17 protein-coding genes are annotated in these 19,728 nt (G+C 39.8%); 11 read left to right on the forward strand and 6 right to left on the reverse strand.

Annotated elements, in window-relative coordinates; all coding sequences use genetic code 11:
* Positions 1-222: 222 nt before the first annotated feature.
* On the reverse strand, positions 223-1,350 hold the full coding sequence (locus QWZ08_RS16095; protein WP_290338510.1) for an AI-2E family transporter: 1,128 nt from the start codon (positions 1,348-1,350) through the stop codon (positions 223-225).
* Positions 1,351-1,448: 98 nt separating this feature from the next.
* Entirely contained in the window at positions 1,449-3,065 is a 1,617-nt protein-coding gene (locus QWZ08_RS16100) for a Na+/H+ antiporter (protein WP_353960496.1), read from the reverse strand.
* Positions 3,066-3,282: 217 nt separating this feature from the next.
* Between QWZ08_RS16100 and QWZ08_RS16105 the strand changes: the two genes are divergently transcribed.
* The gene (locus QWZ08_RS16105) at positions 3,283-4,527 is read left to right on the forward strand and encodes an ABC transporter permease (RefSeq protein ID WP_290338512.1); all 1,245 of its coding nucleotides are present in this window, start codon (positions 3,283-3,285) and stop codon (positions 4,525-4,527) included.
* 107 nt (positions 4,528-4,634) lie between these two features.
* On the opposite strand, the gene QWZ08_RS16110 is transcribed toward QWZ08_RS16105, so the two are convergent.
* Positions 4,635-5,516: a DMT family transporter gene (locus QWZ08_RS16110; RefSeq protein WP_290338513.1), complete on the reverse strand. Its 882-nt coding sequence runs from the start codon at positions 5,514-5,516 to the stop codon at positions 4,635-4,637.
* A gap of 77 nt (positions 5,517-5,593) precedes the next feature.
* Positions 5,594-6,886, reverse strand: a complete 1,293-nt coding sequence (locus QWZ08_RS16115) for an aminotransferase class V-fold PLP-dependent enzyme (RefSeq protein WP_290338514.1) — start codon at positions 6,884-6,886, stop codon at positions 5,594-5,596.
* Between the two features lie 165 nt (positions 6,887-7,051).
* On the opposite strand from QWZ08_RS16115, the gene QWZ08_RS16120 reads away from it, so the two are divergent.
* Positions 7,052-7,459 (forward strand): META domain-containing protein, encoded by a 408-nt coding sequence (locus QWZ08_RS16120; protein WP_290338515.1) that lies wholly within the window; start codon positions 7,052-7,054, stop codon positions 7,457-7,459.
* Positions 7,460-7,542: 83 nt separating this feature from the next.
* Here QWZ08_RS16120 and QWZ08_RS16125 read toward each other — a convergent pair whose 3' ends face one another.
* On the reverse strand, positions 7,543-8,463 hold the full coding sequence (locus QWZ08_RS16125) for a sugar phosphate isomerase/epimerase family protein (RefSeq protein WP_290338516.1): 921 nt from the start codon (positions 8,461-8,463) through the stop codon (positions 7,543-7,545).
* Between the two features lie 536 nt (positions 8,464-8,999).
* Between QWZ08_RS16125 and QWZ08_RS16130 the strand changes: the two genes are divergently transcribed.
* The 3 genes from QWZ08_RS16130 (at position 9,000) to QWZ08_RS16140 (ending at position 10,949) form a co-directional block, all read left to right on the forward strand.
* The gene (locus QWZ08_RS16130; protein WP_290338517.1) at positions 9,000-9,647 is read left to right on the forward strand and encodes a DUF6799 domain-containing protein; all 648 of its coding nucleotides are present in this window, start codon (positions 9,000-9,002) and stop codon (positions 9,645-9,647) included.
* Between the two features lie 561 nt (positions 9,648-10,208).
* Positions 10,209-10,682 (forward strand): DoxX family protein, encoded by a 474-nt coding sequence (locus QWZ08_RS16135; RefSeq protein ID WP_290338518.1) that lies wholly within the window; start codon positions 10,209-10,211, stop codon positions 10,680-10,682.
* A 93-nt stretch (positions 10,683-10,775) separates the two neighbouring features.
* On the forward strand, positions 10,776-10,949 hold the full coding sequence (locus QWZ08_RS16140) for a hypothetical protein (protein WP_290338519.1): 174 nt from the start codon (positions 10,776-10,778) through the stop codon (positions 10,947-10,949).
* A gap of 400 nt (positions 10,950-11,349) precedes the next feature.
* Here QWZ08_RS16140 and QWZ08_RS16145 read toward each other — a convergent pair whose 3' ends face one another.
* A complete protein-coding gene (locus tag QWZ08_RS16145; RefSeq protein WP_290338520.1) occupies positions 11,350-11,556 on the reverse strand; it encodes a hypothetical protein in 207 nt (68 codons plus the stop codon).
* Between the two features lie 199 nt (positions 11,557-11,755).
* On the opposite strand from QWZ08_RS16145, the gene smpB reads away from it, so the two are divergent.
* From smpB to QWZ08_RS16175, 6 genes are all read left to right on the forward strand, one after another.
* Complete coding sequence (smpB, locus tag QWZ08_RS16150) at positions 11,756-12,382, forward strand: SsrA-binding protein (RefSeq protein WP_290338521.1); 627 nt, start codon at positions 11,756-11,758, stop codon at positions 12,380-12,382.
* A gap of 172 nt (positions 12,383-12,554) precedes the next feature.
* Positions 12,555-13,532, forward strand: a complete 978-nt coding sequence (locus QWZ08_RS16155; protein ID WP_290338522.1) for an acyl-ACP desaturase — start codon at positions 12,555-12,557, stop codon at positions 13,530-13,532.
* A gap of 199 nt (positions 13,533-13,731) precedes the next feature.
* The gene (locus QWZ08_RS16160) at positions 13,732-14,061 is read left to right on the forward strand and encodes a hypothetical protein (RefSeq protein ID WP_290338523.1); all 330 of its coding nucleotides are present in this window, start codon (positions 13,732-13,734) and stop codon (positions 14,059-14,061) included.
* A gap of 121 nt (positions 14,062-14,182) precedes the next feature.
* On the forward strand, positions 14,183-15,460 hold the full coding sequence (locus tag QWZ08_RS16165) for a TolC family protein (protein WP_290338524.1): 1,278 nt from the start codon (positions 14,183-14,185) through the stop codon (positions 15,458-15,460).
* 9 nt (positions 15,461-15,469) lie between these two features.
* Positions 15,470-16,546 carry an efflux RND transporter periplasmic adaptor subunit gene (locus tag QWZ08_RS16170; RefSeq protein WP_290338525.1) on the forward strand — a complete coding sequence of 359 codons (1,077 nt, stop codon included), beginning with the start codon at positions 15,470-15,472 and terminating at the stop codon, positions 16,544-16,546.
* An 11-nt stretch (positions 16,547-16,557) separates the two neighbouring features.
* Entirely contained in the window at positions 16,558-19,680 is a 3,123-nt protein-coding gene (locus tag QWZ08_RS16175) for an efflux RND transporter permease subunit (protein ID WP_290338526.1), read from the forward strand.
* Positions 19,681-19,728: the final 48 nt, after the last annotated feature.

Consider the following 19,728-nt stretch of genomic DNA (forward strand, 5'->3'; position numbering starts at 1 on the left):
AAGGGAATTTGTGTTTATAATTTTGAGGCGCAAAGGTACGGTTTGATAAATCTTTAAGCAAAAGCAGTATAAAAAAAACAATGATACCGGCTGAAGTGCCCTGTAGCAGCATCGTTGCGTCGCAATCCGTTCAACAGCAATACAGGCATTGAGCTTTTATTAAAGCGTGGCCAAAGCCGGAGCCTTTACAACAAATGAAGTCATACTATTAAAAAAAAATCATCAGGCAGGAGTGGCATTCGTTTCATCTGCAATTTCTTGCTTCAGCGGAGGCGGTTGCTGTTCATCTTTTTCATCTCCCAATAAAAATCCCCATGGGTGCAGACTTTCCACTCTGTCGAAAACAATTTTTGCGATGGCAATAACCGGTATGGATAAAAACATACCCGGAATACCCCACATCATTTCGCCTATGATAACGCCTAACAAAGTAATAAGGCCATTTATTTTTACTTTGCTGCCCACAATCATCGGCAGCAATACATTGCTGTCAATTAAATGCATAATTACCACGGCAACCAACACCAGTAAAATCTTGGTAGTACCGGCAGCCGTGGCAAAAGTTACCAGTATGCTAAACAGCAAAGCGGTAAAGATACCGATGTAAGGAATGATATTAAAAAGCCCGGTAATGATACCCAGCAGCATCGCATACTTAATACCCAGCAACCAAAAAACAATACAAAGTACAGTTGCAACAATGGCCATTTCCAGCAATAATCCAACAATATATTTACGGATGATATACTGCACCTGGGCTATAATATCATACACCACCATGGCATTTTCTTCGTTGCAAACAACCACCAAAAAACGTACGATATGCCTGCGGTAAAAAAGCATAAAAAAAGTATTGATCATGGTAAAAACCAAAAACAGCAACATAGAAGAAACAGACAATACCGTAGCACCAATTACCGATGTACTTTCGGTGAGCAAGTCAGAAGTTGCTGAATTTACATAGGCCATTTGCTTAGCCATGTTCACATGAAATGTGGAGCTGATCCAGTGCTGAAAATCCTTAAGTGATGCAGCCAGTTGTAGTTTAAACAGGGGCCAGTCACTACCCAGGTCAGCAATCTGCGCTCCCACCATGTAAAAAATCAAACCAACAAAAACAATCATTAATAACACGGAAACACCAGCTGCCGCACTCCGGTGAAATTTAAAACGCCGCTCTAAAAAACTGGCGATGGGCAACAACACAATGGCTATCAGCATGGCAAATATCAAGGGACTTAATACTTCTTTACCCAGTATACACAAATATCCCCCGGCAATAAGGATAATTAAAATCATGGCCAATTTTGTATAGAAAGGACCTGCCTGCGTGGTAAGCGTCTTCATCATAAAGTCAGTTTCGTTTTATTAACATTTTTTTATCTATAATATCGTGCCGTAATTAATAACTGGTTTGGTGATGGCCAGTTACTTTTTAATACAGTGTGTTACTTTTCATTTTTATCAATTAAACCATTCAATCGCATTTCTTCCACATCCAGTTCACGCTCGGCATGTTTAATCGCATCGTCGCTAAAGCTGCCTTCTTTATGAAACTTTATCAGCAGTTCTCTTTGAAATTTGGTGATCTCCAGCTGTGCCAGCAATAATTGCCCCATTGGTGTTGCCAGCTTATTTTGTACCGGCCTTTTAAGCTGGTCAATGTGCGAAATTTCTTTACTCAGTTTGTCAATAAGTACGTCGTATCTTTTCTTTAACTGATTTGTCATTTTAGGTTCCAGCGGAACCGGAAAATCTTTTTCAATAAAATCCACCACCTGGTGCGCCATATGTAATTCCAGTTCTTTATCTTCTTTATGAAAAGTCATCTTTTTTTCCACGCCCAGTATCTTTATCAGCAATGGTAAAGTTAATCCCTGTACAACCAGCGTAATAAAAATTACAACGAACGCTAAAAATAAAATCACGTTCCGATAGGGAAAGGCTTGGCCGTTATTTAGCGTTAAAGGCAATGCCAGTGCGGTCGCCAGCGATACTACGCCCCGCGTGCCTGTCCAGGCAACAATCAGTACATTCTTCCACGGTATTTCACCAGGCGTTTCAGCAGGCGCAGCATTTTCTATATTTTTTTTCTTCTTAAACGAAAAGAGCTTTTGGTTGTAAACGCCTGCAAAAACCCAAACAATGCGGACAACAATTGTTGCGAGACTGATGAGTAAGCCATACCCCAGCAATTGCATAAAAGCATATCCTTTGATGTTATTGATTATAAGCGGTAACTGCAGGCCTATCAAAATAAACACAATGCCATTCAGCAAAAAAATCACGGTGTCCCACACTGCCCTTGTACGCATTCTTGTCTGGTAACTGAATATTTCCGGAGCCCGCCAGGTGACCATCAGACCAGCACATACCACTGATAAAACACCAGAAATGTGCAGCCGCTCTGCAAGTAAATAGGCTATGTAGGGGGCAAGTAAAGTAAGGCTGGTTTCTACTACAGGGTTATGAGCAATTTTTTTATGAGCAAGGATAAACAGGTAACCAATTGCGATGCCGGCAACCACACCACCGCCTGCAACCCATAAAAATTCAAGGCTTGCTTTCCAAAATACAAATACGCCGGTTGTAACCGCTGCAACCGCATACCGGTAGGCAATCAGGGCCGACGCATCATTCAGCAGGCTCTCCCCTTCCAGTATCGTGATTACTCTTTTATTCAACCCAAGTCCCTTAATAATACCTGTGGCAGCAACTGCATCCGGCGGAGAAACAATGGCCCCCAACACAAATGCCAACGGCCAGCCGAAACCAGGCACGAGCCAGTGTGTTACAACAGCAACTGTAATGGTGGTAAAAAATACCAGTGTTATTGCCAGGGTCGATATGGGCCTGATGGCTGTCTTAAATTCATGCCAGGATGTTTTAAATGCAGCATCATACAACAAAGGTGGAAGAAAGATTAGGAACACAATTTCAGGGTTCATCGCCAGATCCGGCAAGGCCGGAACAAAGCCTATCACCAAACCTACACCTACCAGCAATATCGGGTAAGGCAATTTTATTTTATCGGCAATGGCTGATAAACCGATCAGGATTGCCATTATAAAAATTACAATTTGAAAACTTTCCATTGTTATAAAAATAGTGAAAGCAATCTGTATACAACATCAAATAGTTATTGTTGAAAACAAAAAACTGCATTTATTATGAGACAATTTCTTCCTGTTTTAATCCTACTCTATACATAAAAATAAAGCCAGCTTTCGCCATTTATCAATTTTTGATATGGAATACAATTCCAAGCTGTACATTTGAAGTATGCAAAAAACACTTCAAATTCTTGGCAATTCTTTGCGGCTCACTTTGCAGGAGTTAAGGGTAAATAAATTGCGGACAGGCCTTAGTCTTACAGGTGTGGCCTTTGGAATTTTTTGCATCATTGGTGTATTAGCTACTGTAAACAGCCTGGAGCACAATATCCAGAACGAAGTTAGCAGCCTCGGTAGCAATACCATTTATATAGATAAGTGGGAATATAGTGGTGGCCCCGATCGCCCCTACTGGAAATACCGTGCAAGACCAACCATGAAGTACCAGGAAGTGGCGCTATTAAAGCAACGCTCCGAATTGGTGGAAAACATCAGTTTTCTGATGCGTTCGGGCGGCAGTATTTCTTATAATGATGATGTAATCGATAACGCTTCCATATATGGTATAACCGTTGATCAGATGGGAGTACAACCGATATCTTTCGCTTTCGGCCGTTTTATTTCAGATGCAGAATTTAACAGTGGCAGCGCAGTTGGATTAATTGGATTTGACAACGCCGAAAAATTATATGGCAATGCAGAACGGGCACTGGGCAAAGCCTTTGAAACAAAAGGTAAAAAAGTAACCATTGTTGGTGTAATAAAAAAGGAAGGTAAAAATTTTATTGGCTGGGATTACGATAACTGTGTAATGCTGCCTTACAAATTTGCCCGCCAGATTATTGCAGAAGATTTTAGCAACCCGGTATTAATTGCCAAAGGAAAACCCAATGTTACACCTACACAACTAAGTGTGGAGTTGCAAGGCGCCATGCGGCAAATCAGGAGACTGAGTCCGACACAGGAAGATAATTTTTCACTAAACAGTGTAGAGGCATTCAGTAAAGCCATCAGTGGTTTGTTTGGCACGGTGGATATTGTAGGTGGATTGATTGGAGTGATCAGCCTTATCGTAGGCATGTTTGGCATCGCTAATATTATGTTTGTAACCGTAAAAGAAAGAACCAGTATGATCGGCCTTAAAAAAGCTATAGGAGCAAAACGCTCAAGCATACTGTTTGAATTTTTGCTCGAAGCCGCCATGCTCTGCCTGATGGGTGGTGCCATCGGTTTATTACTCGTTTATATTCTTACGATGGTATTTACCAAAATGTTTGATTTTCCTGTCTTCGTTTCCATCCCACTTTTAATAGGCACCGTAGTAATCTGTTTGGTAGTGGGTGTACTGGCCGGCATTTTCCCTGCTTCAAGAGCTGCTAAAATGGACGCAGTAGAAGCTATCAGAAGTAAGTAGTCTTTTTCAATTAATTAAATTCGCGTGGAGCCTTTGCCGTATGTGTCAACAATTGGAGATAAGTTTTTGTACACTGTAACTACCATTGCGACGATCAAGTCACAATTTTATTTTCTTTTCTGAACAAGATATAAACCGGCAACAACGAGCAATACACCACTCAGGGTGTACCAGCTCAACGGCTCTTTCATCAATAAAGCTGCCAATGCAAAGCCCGCTACAGGGCAAAGAAAAAGCCAGAAGGACGCCTTCACCGGGTTATCTCTTAAAAGGAAAAGCCATAACTGCACTGCAGCAATGGAAACGGGAATTGCAAGCCATACAATACAGCCCATCAAAGCAGGCGTAAAATTGTTTTTTGTACCATCATAAAAGTAAATTGCAAACGGCAGCAGAAAGATGCCACCTAAAATGGTCTGCCAGCCATTGATGGTCAGCGTATGCAAATTTTGCCACTTATTTTTTGAAAAATAAATTGCTCCTGCAGAATAAGACAGCATACTTATGATCAGCAATAACAGGCCTGCAGGAGTGGCGTAACTACGCAGTAAAAGCGGGTAAGCCGCAATGATAACACCCGTAAAACATAGTAACAGGCTAATTAAAATGACAGGCTTTAGTTTTTGTCTGAACCACAGGGCGCTTATTAAACTGATAAAAACCGGGTTGGTGGCAGTTGCCAGCGACCCAAGCCCGGCCGAAACATGCTGCATGGCCAGTACATATAAACCCAGGTAAATGGTGATGTTCATAAAGCCATACACAGCCAACTGTTTCCATTGATTTTGCTGAGGTAATTGTTGTTGTAAAACAACATGCGCAAACAACAACATGATTACACCACCTGCGAAAAACCGAATCACTGCAATCGTAAAAGGCTGTGCAAACTGCAATGCTATTTTGGTGGTTACCGAAGCAGAAGGCCATAAAATTGCAAAGAAAATTCCTGCAATAATTAGCTGAATATTTTTATTGCCGGCCGGTTTCAAAATTGAGTTTAAAATATTTCATGCTGCAGCCTTAAAGTTTATCCATTACGTTGTTTAAATAGAAAATTATGCGAGGCTTATTTTTTTGAAGCGATCGTTCCAATTGCTTTTACAAGCTTGTCCAGGTCCTGCAAACGGGTGTATACATGTGGTGTTATGCGCACACAGCTTACATTTTCCCAAACTATTCCTACGGTATGAATTTTATAATCATTGAATAATGCAGTTTCCAGTTCTCCCGGCGTCATTCCATCTACGCTTACACCACAAATAGCGCAACTATAAGCTGCCTGAAAAGATGTATGAATCTTTGCTTTAGGAATATCCTTTACTTTTTGAGCCCAGTAATTTTTTAAATAACGGATGCGTTCTTCTTTTCGTTTGCTGCCAATCGCCATTTGAAAATTGCATGCTTCACCTATCCCCTGCTCTATCGGAAAACTCCTGGTACCCAACGTTTCAAATTTCCTGATATCAGTTCCTTGTGGTTTATCATTACACACCAGCGGCCATATCTTCTCTATCTTTTCTTTTTTTATCCACAGCATACCACTGCCAATGGGAGCACTTAAAAATTTATGCAGACTGGTGCCAAAATAATCACAACCTAAATCAGGGATTGCATAATCCATCAGTCCAAAAGAATGGGCGCCATCACAAATCACTTCAATTCCGTGGCGGTGCGCCATCTCACTGATTTTCTTTACCGGCATTATTTGCCCGATCCAGTTGATAACATGTGTTACATGAATGATTTTGGTTTTGGGTGTAATGGCTTTTTCATAGGCAGCTACAATTGTGTCATCATCTTCTATCGGAAACACAAAGCTGATTTGTTTATAAATAATTCCTTCCCTGGTGGCCCTTTGTTTCCAGGCGTTGATCATGTTGGGGTAATCCTGTTTGGTTCCAATTACCTCGTCACCAGCTTTTAACGACAAGCCATATATAACCGTGTTCAAAGCCTCTGTCGCATTTCTGTTAACGGCAATTTCTTCTTTATCACAACCCGCCAGCGCAGCTAACTTTTCACGAACCGGCTCCCTGCCCTGGTCAAGTATCCTCCACATAAAATATGACGGGCCTTCATTAGTTAAATTATTGTACCGTGTTACCGCTTCCTGTACAACCCTTGGTGATGGGCTTACGCCGCCATTGTTAAGATTGATAATATTAGGACTTACCGTAAATGCCTGTTGAATAATACTCCAGTAATCTTCATCTGCGGCAGCATCGCCAGGTGCGAGTGCCTGTATCCGCTGACTTGCGGCAGAAAACTCAGCAGCATGCGCCTGGTTGAATAAACTGTTTGCAGAAAAGGCGCCTGCCATTATTCCTATTTGTTGTATAAAAGTTCTTCGGTTAGCCATGTTAAAATTTAACAGGAAGGTAAATCAAATTTAACAAAAAACAGACAGGCTGCTTCAGTCATTTTTTTGTTGAAAGCCAGTACAACATCAAGTACAATTGAATTATTAAAAACCTACATTTAAACCCGCGTGATTTAATTAACTTAGATAAAAAAATAAATTGCTATGAAAGTATGTCTATTGTTCGCAGTCGCTGTATTGCTATTTTCCTGCAGCCCGAAATTAGCGCCAGATAATAATTGGGCCATTGGCAGATGGGTATTAACTGAATTGAAAGAAGTACCGGTACAGATCACAGGGAATCCATCTAAAAATGCACATTTAATATTTGAACCGGCAGGAAAGAAATACCGTGGTTTTGGCGGATGCAATGATATCAATGGAACCTATATTATCAGCAGTGGTAAAATAAAATTTGTGGCTCAGTCAGGCAAATTAGCAGGCTGCCCGGATGTTCCTTTTGAGACAACATTTTTAAGTGCCTTAAACGATGTTGACAAATATTCGGTAACCGGCAATGTGATGATTTTAAAAAAGGGAAGGACGACCCTGATAAAATTGGAGCGTAAATAATATATCGAAAGCCACTGTTATAAAAATAGCCCCGGTAAATACCGGGGCTAAAAATTAAAATAAAAAGTTACAACCAGGCAAAATTAGTAGCCCCAGCTCTTCATAATTTTTAAGTCCTCTTTGGAACATTCCAGCGGTGTTTTTCCTTGGTAAGATTCCTGCTCAATAATAAATTCCGTCGTGCCGCCGGATTTTTTAAACAGGTCAACAATATGTTTGACTGGTAAAATTCCTTTTCCTAAAATCGTACTCTCATATTCACTGTCCATCTCTCCCTTTGCAGCGGATTTTATTTCATCTTTTACATGCATGCTTTCGAAACGGCCGGGATGTTTTTTTAAAATATCCAGTGCCCTTCCGCCTGCACCATACATATTGCCAATATCCATTTGTTGAATTACGAGTTTCGGATCGGTATGTTCCAGTATGATATCATATATTTTCTTACCATTTAATGAATACTTAAATTCAAAATCATGGTTATGGTAACCGAATTTCATTCCCGACTTTTGGCAAAGTTCGCCAGACTTATTAAATATATCCAGGAAGCCTAACAGGTCATCATAGTTTTTGCGCAGGTTTTCATCCAGCCACGGGCTGATGACATATTTCTGTCCACACACCGCAGCATCTTCTACGGTCTGTTTCCACGAATCTGAAAAATCTTTGGCCGCGTTATCCCAATGTTTGTCTGCCATTACTGTATGACCGCTCGGCATTTTCAAACCAAGGTCATCCAGTACTTTTCTGAATTCGGTTGCAGAATAGCCGTAAAATTTCCTGTCAACATAATTGGCATGTTCTACATTTTTATATCCCATTGCGGCAAGTTGCTTCAGTGTTCCCAAAGGATCTGCTTTCATTTCATCCCGAACAGAATACAGTTGTATACCTACCATTGCAGACCCAGCTGTGTGAGCAGCAAAGAGCTGGTTGGATAAGAGCATCGTTCCTGCAAGCGACAGGGAACCCTTTACTAAAAATTTTCTTCTTGAGAGTGTCATTTTTGTAGATTTTATGGAAGAATAAATAATGATGATAATAATTGTTGATTTGTTGCATAAATATATTGATAAAAAAGAATGCCTGCATATTTATTCATTGTATGTATAATGATCGGCTTGTACCATGAAAAGAGAAATGCCTTTCTAAAGTTTGAAGCGACAAAATTTTTATGATGATGACACGATTGTTTACAACCGGTTAACTAGTCTATCCGATGAATAAAGTCATTAATAAAAAAACAGTCCTGCTTTAACATAATTTTGATTTTCTACCCTATTTGTATATTCCGATCGCAAGTATGGAACTGTGTTAAGCTGGCAACTGCCTGATCCTTAGATTGTTTCGAAAGCCCTGCTTATTGCCCCTTTTTGTCTCTAAATTTTCCCACATGGAGTTAGGGTTCCACAATTTGGTTAACTATTCCAATTAAATTTTAAATGGTTTGGTTTTTGAATTATAGGGAACAGTAATGATAACAAGATTGAAAGATCATAAAAATTACAGACAAACAGATTTTTAATTAAAAACAAAAAAAATGAAAAAAGCAATTAGTTTATACGTAGCAATGATGTTTGGTGTTGTTGTTTTTGCACAGGACACTACAGCCGGGAAAAATAATTTTCCGCCAAACAATAATCGCGACACGGTTCCAGGCAACAGTTCGTGGACTAAAAAGGATACAACTGGTTTTGACTCGAAAGGACAATGGCCTAAGGATTCTGTAAATAAAAAAACATGGCCAAACACAGACAGCACTTTACAACATAGTGGTAACATGAAAACTGATAGTATGGGTACTACTGCTCAGCAACCAGGTTTGCAAACTGGAAGTACGGCTGATACTACCTCAGCAAGTTCTCAAACTGCCACGGCAGGAACCAATAGTAAAACAAGTGATACTACAACTTTAACCGACAGGGTAATGATGAAGGATGATAAGATGGTGATTGTAAAAAACAATGAGACATCTGCACTTGACAAAGATTATAAATTAGAAAGCGGTGCTACTGTTACAACTGATGGTATGGTAAAATACCCGGGTGGTAAAAGTGTCAAATTGAAAAATGGTCAGTTTATAGAATTAACTCCGGCAACTGAAAGCAGTGAAACTAAAAAGACGACAAAAAAAGCTGCTTCAAAATCCGGTACCACAACAAAGAAAAAGAAAACACCTAAAGCCTAAGTGGCAAATGTGAATTATAGATACAATTACCCGATTTAAAGTACATAAATAAAAGAGTGGTCCGAAAGGACTGCTCTTTTTTGCGTTTGACCCCGGACGGATAATTTACCATGAGGCTAAAAATAAAAACCCGGCGCTTAAAAAAACGCCGGGAAAAGTATTCACCAAAACTTAGCTGCTATACTAATCTGATATCGCGATACTTTAAAATTGTATTTAAAAAAAGCGCCCTTATTTCAATTATAAGAACGCAGCCTATTACTGCCGGATATTTACAATATAATGGCTGTGCTTTAACAAAAGTATTTCCTGCAAAAAATTAATGGCACGTAAATGAGATGAACGGCAAAAAAGCTGCGACGAAATAAAGTGATGGGCATTATGTATATAGACAGATAGAACAGTAATGCAAGTTTTTGATAACATGAATAATTGAGAGCCGCAATTTCTCTCAATTTTCTTTCTCTGAAAGAATAATTATATTTGTGTGCCGGTATCCCCTGTAACCAACGGTTATTTTTTGTTGCTGAATTTATTTTATCATCATCAAATTCATCGGTTATGGAAAAGCTCCTGCTGAACAACAGCGCTCCCCAACCCAAGTGGCTTACGATACTTCGTGTTATTTTAGGATTGATTATTTTATGGAAAGGGTTTGTATTTTTTAAAGATACAGTAGCAGTTGAAACTTTATTAAAGACCGGTGGTGTTGAAATACTGAGTAACAACAGCCAGGTTTTAGCCTTCGTTATTACTTATTTCAATTTGCTTGGTGGATTTTTCATAACAGTCGGCTTATTTACACGCTGGATGTGCATCATCCAAATCATCGTTATCACCGGAGCCATCTTATTTGTAAACAGCAAATTAGGTGTGAGTTTTTCCAACTCAGAGTTAATGCTGTCAATCATTGTCCTTGGCTTATCCATCCTTTTCTCAATAAAGGGCGGCGGAACTTTATCTGCAGATGAATATTTCCGCAGTTACTCCAAAGCTGGTGTTGAGCCAGGCCATACCGAAAAATTTTTCGAATAGTTTGCCAGGTATTATCGGCCTGATTAAACTAACGCATAACCAAAGTATAATTCCCGATGATTAAAATGAACTATCTTACCAATAAAAATTCTCATGAACAATCTGTTTGAAATTGGCGACGTGGTAGCATTTAAAGCCAACAAAAATATTCAGCTGGTTATTACCGGCATTGGAGCCGATGGCATAGTGTTGCTCCGGTATTTTGATACTTTAACCAATGATTTTAAAAAAGTAGAGATGCCGGCTATTTGTTTTATAAAAGTGTAATGAGTTAGCTAACCCGGTTTTACCCGCCGTAACATTAATATATTTTTATTTGCGGATTTTATACTAAAAAAGCTGCACAAACAAATAAAGTACTGCCGAATGAGTTTATTATCGTAAAAAATACCCTATTTAGGGTATTTTTTATATCCGGCATAGTCTCTACATTTGTTTCGGTTTTTCATAGGATATTGGATTTAAACGGGGCTGGATTTCTATCCTGGCCCTTTTTTGTTTGTTGCCGCAGCGGATAAGAGAACAATGAATAGATGCTCCTCAATAAATTCCCAATACCAATCAGGTTCATTATTCCCAGAGCAACATTTTGGCAATTTGTCTTTTCGAAAGCTCCAGATCGATAAAACGCTGAAGCATTTGTTAAATGCCGTATATCCTGTATGCCTTAAATTCCCCTTAAAACAAAAACTAATCCCGGTTTATAACTTGTTTCCTGGTTGATACTGGCTGATTGAACCGGCTGTTTTTTTACATCAGACACGCTTTTTGTAGTATCGGTACTTTCCGGACTGGTATATAAATAACCAATAAAAATTGCCGGAACCATTAATGATAAGGCTGCAACGTAGGCGGCGAAAATGAACTTTTTCATGACTTTTTATTTTAATTGTTTTTAGCTTGATTTGATAAAGCAAAGATAAAGACAATTTTAGTACTATGCAATATAAAGTACCATTTATTTTATAGTAATAGTTTGTCTTTAATAGTATGCAATATCTTAAGTACTTGATAGTCAGTTAAAAGTAAATAAGTAAGCGTTTTTAGATTGTGATAGCCGGTAAAATAGGTTGATGAATTGCAGAAAATGCCAGTTGAGAAACCAGATTTCATTATTTCATGCAAAGGAATACCTTGAGGGTATAAGCCGAAGCTCCTTTCTCAGGAAAAAGTGCTTTAGCATTGTAAAATATATTGGGACATATGCCAGTTTCAGCGCACATCAGTCTGCTTTAATCGTTATTTTTGCAAAAAATAAAGGATTGGAAATCAGCAACCGAAAGGCATATCACGACTACTTTTTTGAAGATAAGTACATAGCAGGCATTGTGCTTGCGGGCACCGAAATAAAGAGCCTTCGCGGTGGCAAAGCAAGTTTCAATGATAGCTATTGTTATTTTGACAAAGGTGAATTGTATGTAAAGAGCCTTCACATTTCTGAGTATACCTTCGGTTCATATAATAATCATCCCCCGCTGCAGGAACGAAAGCTGCTGCTTAACAAAAGAGAGCTTCGTAAATGGGAAGCAAAAACGAAGGAAAAAGGCTACTCCATCATTCCTTTAAAAATTTTTTTAACCGACAAAGGCATTTTCAAAATGGAGATCGGTCTTGGTAAAGGGAAAAAAATATTTGACAAAAGAGAGACTATAAAAGAACGTGAAACAGACAGGGATATAAAAAGAAAATATGGCATTTAGCAGATGGATACAATGAATAGCTGATTTTATAACAGCCTTTTCCAATAACCTTCCTGCACCGTAAAAATAGATGAAACATACAGGCAAGTCTCTCTAAAAACATGTACCTTTATCGCTACACCTTCTTTATTACAACCACAACCTTTTAGTATAAGTATTGTTACAACCAGTCATGAATAAACACAAGCAAAGCAGAATTGAGGTAATGAATTTTTTGGGAAAAAAAATTGATAGTATAATTGATGAGTTTTTAAAAAAAATAGATACCAACTGGCAGCCCACTGATTTTTTACCAGATAGTTCTTCAGAAAATTTTACCGCACAGGTGAAGGAATTACAGGAACAATGCAAAGAACTTCCTTATGATTACCTGGCTGTACTGGTTGGGGATGTAATTACAGAAGAAGCATTGCCTACCTACGAAAGCTGGCTGATGGATGTTGAAGGCATTACAAAGCATGATCCGCAGGGATGGGCTAAATGGGTTAGAATGTGGACAGCAGAAGAGAACCGGCATGGTGACCTGTTGAACAAATACCTTTATTTATCGGGCCGTATTAATATGCGCCAAATGGAAATCAGTACACAGTATTTAATTGCGGATGGTTTTGATATAGGCACCAGCACAGACCCTTATAAAAATTTTGTATACACTTCCTTCCAGGAAATGGCGACCAATATTTCTCACCGCCGTACTGCATCCCTTGCAAAAAAGCATGGTAACCTTCAGCTGTCAAAAATATGCGGTGTAATTGCTGCAGATGAAGCAAGACATGCAAAAGCTTACAAGAGTTTTGTCTCAAGCATATTTGAGGTAGACCCCAGTGAAATGATGATTGCCTTTGAATATATGATGCGCAAAAAAATTGTAATGCCCGCCCATTTCCTTCGCCAGGCTGGAGAAGCAATTGGTACCACCTTTACCCACTTCAGTGATGCGGCCCAACGTCTCGGTGTATATACAAGCTGGGACTATACGGAAATCTTAGACTCTCTTTTAATTGACTGGAATATCGGTAATATATCTAACCTGGATGAACATGGAGAAAAGGCCAGGGACTACCTGATGGCGCTTCCTGAACGTTTCAGAAAAGTGGCAGGCCGTGGTATTAAAGCGCCACTTGAATACGAATTTAACTGGATCAATTAAAATCATCATTCTCCTTTAAATAAAAACGATACCTCTCCTTTATACCGGGCTTGTAAAGCAAATTCCAAATTGCCGTTAACATCCAGGAAACAATTCATTGAATTGATTAACATCCGGTAAACAATCTCCGGATTTTATATCCTATACATTTGCCTCCTCAATGAAAAGGTTCTTCATATTTATATTGTTAGTCTGTCACATGAACGCATCCATGTTTCTTCCGCAGATTGCGGAAGATGACTTGTATGATTCCTGCGGTAAACAGCTGGATGATGTTAACAGTGTGATCGAATATTTCCAGGTGGCTCTGGGTTACGATCACCACGTAGATGATGAGGATGATGATAACGGTCAAAATTTTCACCTGGTAAAAAATGTTGAATGCAATTTTCAGCAATGTTATTTTGCTCCAGAGCCTGCCATAGTCTCATCAGTTTCGCCACCTGTTTTTTATCATACCGACGAACGCAACTTTCGATCAATCTCCATGGATATTATTAGTCCACCTCCCGATTTATTATCCATATAATTGAAATGCAGCTTTTCTGACACTGGTCAGGATGCTTGCAAATTCTATAGTTATCCCCGTACTTTATACCATCGTCAGGCAGAAATATTCCTGAACGTTATTTTTTATTAATCATTTTAACATGAACCACAAAAGCCAATGGCTAACCAGCCTGTTGGTTATGCTGTTATTTTCCAGCCTGCGCTTGCATGCACAGGATACATTGCGCATAACCCTTCCGGAAGCAGAAAAACAGTTTCTTCAAAAAAACCTGGACCTCCTCGCAGAGAAGTACAATATTGATATTGCCAGGGCACAGGTGATACAAGCCAGGTTATACAGCAATCCCAACTTTTCATTCAACGGCAATATTTACAATCCGCAGAATAAAAAAATCGCAGATGTTAGCAATAAAACCGGCGAGTACATTATTGGTCTGCAACAATTGATAAGGGTAGCCGGCAAGCGAAATAAAGAAATAAAACTGGCTGAAACCAGCACCCGGCTTAGTGAAAATCGCTTTTTTGACCTGTTGAGAACCCTGCGTTTTTCTTTAAGAAGTAATTTTTATAACGCCTATTACCTGCAAAATTCTATCAGTGCCTATAACGATCAGATTGCCTCTTTAGAAAGCCTGAGCGCATCTTATGAAGCGTTAAAAACAAAAGGTGTTGTTACCCTCAAAGATGCAATCCGTATTAAATCCCTGCTGTATAGTTTAAAAGCTGAACAAAACGGATTACAGAACCAGTTAAATGACATAGAAGCAGAGCTGAAAATATTGTTACAGGATAATAAAACCTGGTTTGTTTCCACGGTAGAAAAAAATGATGCACTGGCAGTTTCCTTCAAACAAATGAAGCTGCCTGATTTGGTTGATACTGCCTATGAGAACAGGTTCGATTTAAAGCTTGCAGAAAATAACCTGTTGTACAACCAGCAAAACCTGGCCTTACAAAAAGCCATGGCAAAGCCAGATATCACGCTGGGCGCCCAGTTTGATAAACGCGGCAGTTTTGTAGACAATGCCTCCTTCTTTAATGTGGCTATCGACCTGCCGTTTTTTAACCGCAACCAGGGCAATATTAAAGCTGCAAAAATCAATATCGATCAGAGTAAAGTTGTACTGAACCAACAAAGACTTACGGTTGAAAACGAAGTGCAATCGGCGTACACAAAAGCATTGAATACAGACAAAATGCTGCAGTCAATTGACCCGGCATTCAGGGATGAATTTGAAAATTTATTAAAAGCTGTTTCTCAAAATTTTCAAAAGAAAAATATCAGCCTGATTGATTTTACAGATTTCAATGAATCATACAAGAATAATATTTTACAGATTAATGAGCTGCAAAATCAAAAAATGCAGGCCATCGAAACCCTGAATTTTATCATCGGTAAAACCATCTTAAACAATTAATTCAATACAATGAAAGCATTAATTATTTCTGTACTTATTACGCTCTCTGTTTTTTTTATTTCCTGCAAAGGTCATAAGGAAGAAGCTGCCGCAGCGATCCCGGCCATATCAGACAGCCTGGTTAAAAACGTACAGACAGCACCAGCAATAGTGGAAGATGCAAGTGATATCATTAAACTGAATGGTAAAATTGAAGCGAACGAAAACAAACAGGCCAAAGTATTTTCCCTGGTAAGCGGCCGGGTAACTGCTTTGAAAGTTGAACTGGGCGATTATGTACACAAGGGCCAGGTGCTGGCTGTGATAAAAAGTACAGAAGTGGCCGGCTATACCAATGATTTATCGAACGCAGAATCAAATGTTACCATGGCAAAAAAAGCCATGGAGACCAGCAAGGATTTATACGACAGCAAGCTGGCCACCGAACAGGATTACCTCACCGCCAAAATTGCTTACAACAAAGCATTGTCTGAATTAAACAGGGTAAAAGAAGTGTCTGCCATTACCGGCGGTAAAAGTTCTGCTTATACGGTTACTGCTCCTTTAAATGGTTTTATAATAGAAAAGAATATCACCAATGCTTCTGAAGTAAGGGCTGATAACAATACCAATTTATTTGCCATCGCCGATTTATCCAACGTTTGGGTAATGGCGAATGTGTACGAAGCGGATATGGATAATATACACCTGGGTGACATGGTAAAAGTGAACACCCTTGCCAATTCAGAAAAAGAATATGCGGGTAAAATAGATAAAATATACAATGTGCTGGATCCTGCTACAAGAACAATGAAAGTGCGCATCAGCATGGATAACCCGGGCACTGTTTTAAAACCCGAAATGTTTGCGACAGTTACCGTAAATGTAAAAGGAAAAACAAGCCGGCTTTCTATTCCGGCCCAGGCCATTGTAATGGACAACAGTAAAAACTATGTGGTGGTAAAAAAAGATAATAAGCTGGAAGTGCAGGAGGTGAACCTGCTGCGGCGGATTGATAACAAAGCCTACATCTCCGGCCTGGCAGAAGGCGCACAGGTGGTTACCAACTCGCAGGTATTTCTTTACCAGGCATTGATCACTAAATAATCAACCACACTATGTTTAAAGCTATCAAAAAAGTCATCGCTTTTTCTTTAAAGAATAAGCTGTTTATATTCTTTGCTACCATCGTATTAATCATATGGGGCGTTATTTCTTTCAGAAATATTCCGATAGAAGCTTTTCCGGATGTTACCAATACTCAGATCACTATCATCACACAGTGGCCGGGCCGCAGCGGTGAAGAAGTGGAAAAATTTGTTACCATACCGATTGAAGTAGCCATGAACCCGATCCAGAAAAAAACATCGGTGCGTTCCACCACCGTTTTTGGATTGTCTGTTGTAAAAATAATTTTTGAAGATGATGTAGATGATGCCTTCGCCAGGCAACAGGTAAACAATATGCTGAGAGATATTGATCTGCCTGAAAATGCATCCCCTAATATACAGCCCCCTACCGGACCAACCGGTGAGATATTTCGTTATACATTAACCAGCAATTCCAAAACAGTAAAAGAATTGAAGACACTGCAGGACTGGGTGATTGAACGGCAGTTTCTCGGCGTACCCGGTGTGGGTGACGTAGTAAGTTTTGGCGGTGAAGTGAAAACCTATGAAATAAAAGTGAATCCGTTAAAGCTGGCATCTTATAACATCACACCGCTGGATGTATACACGGCCGCTGCAAAAAGTAATATTAATGTAGGCGGCGATGTGATAGTAGACAATTCTCAGTCTTATGTTGTAAGGGGTATTGGATTACTCAATAACGTGGAAGAAATCGGCAATATTATTGTCACCAATATTAACGGAACTCCCATACTGGTAAAGGATGTAGCAGATGTAGACATTTCGCAACTGCCCCGTTTGGGCCAGGTAGGCAGGGATGCACAAAATGATGTGGTAGAGGGCATCATTGTGATGCGCAAAGGAGAAAATCCCAGTGAAGTCATCAAACGGGTACAGGCTAAAATTACTTACCTGAACGAAAAGATACTGCCGGCTGATGTTAAAATCAATACATTTTACAACCGCAACGACCTGATTGATTTTGCTACAGAAACAGTGCTGCACAATATGCTGGAAGGGATCATTTTCGTGACCGTAATTGTGTTTCTTTTCATGGCGGACTGGCGAACGACTGTTATAGTGGCGATTGTTATACCGCTGGCCCTGCTGTTTGCATTCATTTGTTTAACCTTAAAAGGAATGAGCGCCAACCTGCTTTCCATGGGAGCGATTGACTTTGGTATCATCATCGACGGAGCTGTAGTAATGGTGGAAGGTATTTTTGTAATACTGGATCGCAAGGCACATGATGTCGGAATGAAACGTTTCAACCTGTTGTCTAAACTGGGTATTATAAAAAATACAGGCGGCGAATTGGGGAAAGCCATCTTCTTCAGCAAGCTGATTATAATCGCTGCGTTGTTACCCATTTTTTCATTCCAGAAGGTAGAAGGCAAAATGTTTTCGCCGCTGGCCTGGACACTTGGTTTTGCATTACTGGGAGCACTGCTGCTAACACTCACACTCGTGCCATTGCTGAGCAGTATTTTGTTACGCAAAAACGTAAAGGAAAAACACAATCCTTTCACAGAAGCTTTGACGAACGGTATCATGAAAATGTTTTCCTGGACCTATCATCATAAGCGCATCACGTTACTTATTGGCGGTGCATTGGTGGTAGTAGGTTTATTCTTCTTTAAATTTCTTGGTACAGAATTTTTACCTGAACTGGATGAAGGAGCTATCTACATAAGAGCCACTTGCCCTTTAAGTGTTTCGCTCGATGATTCCCGGGATATTGCCAATAAGATGCGTGCGCTGATCCGCCAGTTTCCGGAAGTAAAACAGGTGATGTCGCAAACCGGCCGGCCTAATGACGGAACCGATGCTACCGGCTTTTACAACATTGAATTTCACGTAGACATCTATCCTAAAAAGCAATGGAAAAGCGGCCTTTCAAAAGAGCAGCTGGTGGATGAAATGCAAAGAAAACTCGCGGTATTCCCTGGTATTGATTTAAACTTTTCGCAGCCCATCATGGACAATGTGGAAGAAGCCGTTTCAGGTGTAAAAGGCTCACTGGTAGTGAAAATTTATGGTGACACCTTATCTTATACCGAACAAAAAGCCAACGAAGTATTCGCTGTAATGAAAGACATAAAAGGGGTTGAAGATTTGGGTGTAATAAGGAACATTGGCCAGCCGGAACTGAGGATAGATCTTGACCAGAATAAAATGGCCTTGTACGGTGTAACCACGGCAGATGCCAATGCAATCATAGAAATGGCGATTGGCGGAAAAGCCATCTCGCAAATTTATGAAGGTGAAAAAAAGTTTCAGCTACGGCTGCGGTATAAAGAAGGCTACCGCGACAATGCAGAAGCCATCAGTAATTTGATGGTCCCTACCCTTCGCGGATCACAGATTCCAATTAAAAGTATCGCTACCATTCAGCGCCTTACCGGCCCCAGTATTATTTTCAGGGATGATAACCGCAGATACAGTGCGGTGAAGTTTTCTGTTCGTGGCCGCGATATGGGCAGTACGATTGCGGAAGCGCAGCAAAAAGTAGATAAAGCAGTTCACCTGGATAAGGGATATGAAATGCAGTGGGCGGGCGATTTTGAAAACCAGCAAAGAGCTACCAAACGTCTGGGGCAGGTAGTGCCCATCAGTTTGTTGCTGATATTTTTAATATTGTTTATCATGTTTGGCAATGTAAAAGATGCTGGCATGGTATTGTTAAATGTACCTTTTGCCATCATCGGCGGTATTGCCGCCTTGTTGGTAACCGGAACTAATTTCAGCATCTCAGCGGGTATAGGCTTTATTGCATTGTTTGGTATTTGTATACAGAATGGTGTAATTCTCATTACGGTATTTAAAAACAACCTGCAAAAAATTAAAAAAAGTGAGTTCACCCATCACTCACTGGAAACCGCCATTATTGAGGGTGTAAAAACAAGGGTAAGACCGGTTGTGATGACGGCACTGATGGCTGCAATTGGACTGATGCCAGCTGCCTTGTCGCATGGCATTGGTTCTGAAACATCCAAGCCGTTGGCCATAGTGGTAATTGGAGGTTTGATTACCGCTACTGTACTCACGCTGCTGGTGTTTCCATTGTTCTTTTATTTGGGATATAGAAAATTAGGCCAGGAAATGGATTAATATTCTTTGCAGGATGAAACGCTATTGTTTCATCCTGCATTATTTTTT

The organism is Ferruginibacter paludis, from assembly GCF_030409685.1.
GTDB classification, from domain to species: Bacteria; Bacteroidota; Bacteroidia; order Chitinophagales; family Chitinophagaceae; genus Ferruginibacter; species Ferruginibacter paludis.